The sequence below is a fragment of the Vibrio sp. M260118 genome, assembly GCF_036533755.1.
Lineage (GTDB): Bacteria > Pseudomonadota > Gammaproteobacteria > Enterobacterales > Vibrionaceae > Vibrio.
On sequence record NZ_JATABG010000365.1, the window covers coordinates 1 to 3401 of the forward strand.

The 3401-nt window shown below is 46.3% G+C and carries 5 protein-coding genes and 1 pseudogene; 4 read left to right on the forward strand and 2 right to left on the reverse strand.

All coding sequences use genetic code 11. The features are described 5' to 3' along the window. The 4 genes and pseudogenes from QTO00_RS16805 to QTO00_RS16820 all read left to right on the forward strand — a co-directional run. Nucleotides 1–100 (forward strand): annotated as a pseudogene (locus tag QTO00_RS16805) (peptide ABC transporter permease); the annotation flags it as partial. Further along, the gene (locus QTO00_RS16810) at nt 100–1098 is read left to right on the forward strand and encodes a peptide ABC transporter ATP-binding protein (RefSeq protein WP_331425808.1); all 999 of its coding nucleotides are present in this window, start codon (nt 100–102) and stop codon (nt 1096–1098) included. The pseudogene QTO00_RS16805 and the gene QTO00_RS16810, both read left to right, overlap by 1 nt. Beyond that, a complete protein-coding gene (locus QTO00_RS16815) occupies nt 1095–1880 on the forward strand; it encodes a peptide ABC transporter ATP-binding protein (RefSeq protein ID WP_331425809.1) in 786 nt (261 codons plus the stop codon). Before QTO00_RS16810 ends, QTO00_RS16815 begins: the two co-directional genes overlap by 4 nt. An 8-nt stretch (nt 1881–1888) precedes the next feature. Beyond that, nucleotides 1889–2671: a DUF2927 domain-containing protein gene (locus QTO00_RS16820; protein ID WP_331425810.1), complete on the forward strand. Its 783-nt coding sequence runs from the start codon at nt 1889–1891 to the stop codon at nt 2669–2671. A gap of 11 nt (nt 2672–2682) precedes the next feature. Here QTO00_RS16820 and QTO00_RS16825 read toward each other — a convergent pair whose 3' ends face one another. Both QTO00_RS16825 and QTO00_RS16830 read right to left on the reverse strand, forming a co-directional pair. Further along, entirely contained in the window at nt 2683–3060 is a 378-nt protein-coding gene (locus QTO00_RS16825; protein ID WP_331425811.1) for a DUF2750 domain-containing protein, read from the reverse strand. 72 nt (nt 3061–3132) lie between these two features. Further along, the coding region (locus QTO00_RS16830; RefSeq protein WP_331425812.1) for a DHHA2 domain-containing protein at nt 3133–3401 on the reverse strand (269 nt) is incomplete at its 5' end.

The following is a 3401-nucleotide window of genomic DNA, read 5'->3' on the forward strand; positions in this document are numbered from 1 at the left end:
GACAGTGACACTCCCTGGGCTCGTCATTATGTTCACAGTCATCGTCATAAATCTTGTTGGTGAAGGTATTCGCCAAGCACTCAATGCGGGGATCGAATAATGCCATTGCTCGACATTCGCCACCTCACCATAGAGATTGAAACGCCGCAGGGACTCATGAAAGCGGTAGACCGGATGAGCCTAACTCTAAACGAAGGAGAAATTCGTGGTTTAGTAGGCGAATCTGGCTCTGGCAAAAGCCTTGTGGCGAAAGCAATTGTTGGGGTTTGTAAAGACAATTGGAAAGTCAGCGCCGATCGCATGAGGCTTGGCAATATAGACCTACTGCAATTGACACCCAAAGAGCGCAGACGCGTAATTGCTCGCGATATCGCAATGATCTTCCAAGAGCCATCGACTTGTCTAGATCCATCAGAAGAGGTCGGCAAGCAGTTGATCGAAGCAATTCCAGCCAGTTCATTTGAAGGTAAATGGTGGGAACGATTCAAGTGGCGTAAAAAGCAAGCTATCGCTCTACTGCACAAAGTGGGCATTAAAAACCACAAACAGATCATGGACAGTTTTCCTTATGAGCTAACGGATGGTGAGTGTCAAAAAATCATGATCGCGATGGCGATTGCAACTAAGCCCAAACTGCTTATTGCCGATGAGCCGACCAACGACTTAGACCCAATTACTCAATCACAGATCTTACGTCTGTTGAGCCGCATGAATCAGCTCCACAACACCTCGATTATGCTGATTGGTCACGATCTAACCACCATAACTCAATGGGCGACACGTATTACCGTGATGTATTGCGGCCAATCGGTCGAATCGGCAAGCACCAAAAAGCTATTAGAGAAACCAAAGCACCCTTATACCATGGCGCTGCTAAAAGCGATGCCCGATTTTAGCGATTGGATTCCGCACAAAGAGAAGCTGCAATCTTTGCCTGGCTCGATACCACCACTACAGCATTTGCCGATTGGGTGTCGACTTGGGCCTCGTTGTCCATATGCTCAGCGCCAATGTGTGGAAATTCCAATGACTCGTAGAATTAAAAATCACAAGTTTGCATGCCACTTCCCACTGAATATGGAGAAGAAGAAAGCATGAGTTCCTTATTAGAAGTTAACCTGTTGTCGAAAACCTTTACTACGCGTTCTAGCCTCTTCCGTAGAAAAGTTCAACAAGCGGTTAAGCCAGTCTCTTTTAGCCTTGAAGCAGGACAAACCATAGGTTTTATTGGCCAAAATGGTTCCGGTAAGTCTACCCTAGCAAGAATGTTAGCCGGTGTAGTCGAACCGACTTCAGGAGAAATTCGCGTCAATGGTGAACTACTAGAACACGAGGACTACTCCACTCGCTGTAAGTTGATTAGGATGATTTTCCAAGATCCAAATACATCGCTGAATCCAAGAATTCAAATCGGCCGTATTCTTGAAGGTCCACTGAAACGAAATACCAATATGCCTCCTGAAGCGCGTATAAAAAGGGTCAAGGAAACACTGCTACGCGTTGGCTTACTCCCAGAACATGCCTACTTCTATCCACAAATGCTTGCTACGGGCCAAAAGCAGCGCGTTTGCCTTGCGCGTGCTCTTATACTTCAGCCTTCAATAATTGTTGCTGACGAAGCGTTAAACGGCTTAGATATGGCAATGCGCTCGCAGATCATCAACCTATTCTTAGAACTTCAAGAAGAGATGGGCGTGTCGTTTATTTATGTATCGCAGCATATTGGTATTGTGAAACACATTACCGATAAGATTATGGTGATGCATGAAGGTGAAGTGGTGGAAAGTGGTGATACTCTTGAAGTGCTCTCGAATCCCACCCACTCTATCACCCAACGCTTGGTGGAAAGTCATTTTAACAAAGCCACTTGCTTTAAATAAGGGCAAACATGCTAAGGACAGCATTTCTCGGATTGGTACTTTCGCTTGCTGGGTTCTACACACAAGCGTATGAAACTCAGCAAACCTGGCTGGATACAAACTTTGTTGAGAAAGCCTTTATCAATGTTGCGCTACGCAACGAATATTCCGCTGGGAGCAAGCCTCTGACCAAATGGCAACAACCGGTTAAAATATGGGTTGAGCACAAAGTCGCCGATCAAGACTTGCATGATGAACTTACCAACGCACATTTACGCCACCTGCAGCAGATCACAGGCCACCCTATCCAACGTGTTCATTCCCGCAGTGAAGCCAACATAGTATGGATTTTTACCCGAGAAGCCGTATGGCGTGATGATATCGAGCAAGAGTTGGGTAAGCATGCGCTAAACAATGTCTATGGGGCGATATGCAAAGCAGGCTACCGAATTGCGCGAGATGGCTCTCTCGCTCATGCCGCGATCGTTATCCCGGTTGATCAAGCACGAGAGCATGGTAAATTGCTCGCGTGTATCGTCGAAGAGGTGACTCAAGTGCTAGGGCTACCCAACGATTCAGAAAGTGCCTTCCCTTCTATTTTCAATGACGAAACGCCTGAAGATCTGCTTTCTCCACTTGATGTTGTACTGCTCAAACTCCTGTATGAGCCAGAGCTCAAAGCGGGTATGAACGAGCTACAGGTTAAGCCTATCCTTCGACAACTTCTATCCAGATACAAAAAAGACGGCACATTAAAACGTGCCGTCTCTACTGCTAGGCAGGGAGAGCTGTTTCAGTTGATTGGCTACTAAGGTCTGTTGACCTAGGCGTTACGCTTTTTTAGCTCAGCTTCAAACTCATCAGGGTATAGAACCATCCCTTCTTCGTTGTCATTTGGAAATACAACCACAGAAAGTTCGTCATCTTCTAGGCCGTAAGTCCAACGGCTAAACCATTTTGCGGTTGAAATTGGCTCAGCTTTACAGTGCTCCCAATCGCCTGTAGCCCACTGCTCGGCAAATTCTTGATGAGGCCATACCGGCACACAATCTTCATCTTCTGTATTAAGCATCACACAGCCATGCTCGTCAGTCAGAATCCACACTTTGCGCTGTTTCGCGATCTCTTTAATGCAGTAGTTAAAACGCTCATCAGGGCGCATTTTGTTGACTGTTTCTAGCTGCTCATTTGTTAATGACATCTTCACTTCCTCACAAAGAAAACGCCCATGGCATAACCATGGGCGCTAGGATATACGTTCAAGAGATAGAGCTTATACTAGCTCTGCTTGAAGCCATGGCCAGCCTTGCTTTTTACGGCTTAGCGTGTTTTCCATCATAAGCATGCCATCTTTCTCATGCTTAACTAGCTTCTCTGCCCACTCACCTTTGTAAAGAAGACGAGTTTGAGCTGTTGTGATGTCTGTTAGCATTACCGCAGCAAACGCTAGGCCTTGCTCTGCACAACGCTTCTCTAGGTCTGCTTCAAGTGCGTCAATCATGCCATCAACCTGCTCTAGAGTCGCAAGTTCAACCTGACCAA

Coding starts and splice junctions, on each gene's coding strand:
- QTO00_RS16810 (WP_331425808.1), top strand. CDS start 100: ATGCCATTGCTCGACATTCGCCACCTCACCATAGAGATTGAAACGCCG.
- QTO00_RS16815 (WP_331425809.1), top strand. CDS start 1,095: ATGAGTTCCTTATTAGAAGTTAACCTGTTGTCGAAAACCTTTACTACG.
- QTO00_RS16820 (WP_331425810.1), top strand. CDS start 1,889: ATGCTAAGGACAGCATTTCTCGGATTGGTACTTTCGCTTGCTGGGTTC.
- QTO00_RS16825 (WP_331425811.1), bottom strand. CDS start 3,060: ATGTCATTAACAAATGAGCAGCTAGAAACAGTCAACAAAATGCGCCCT.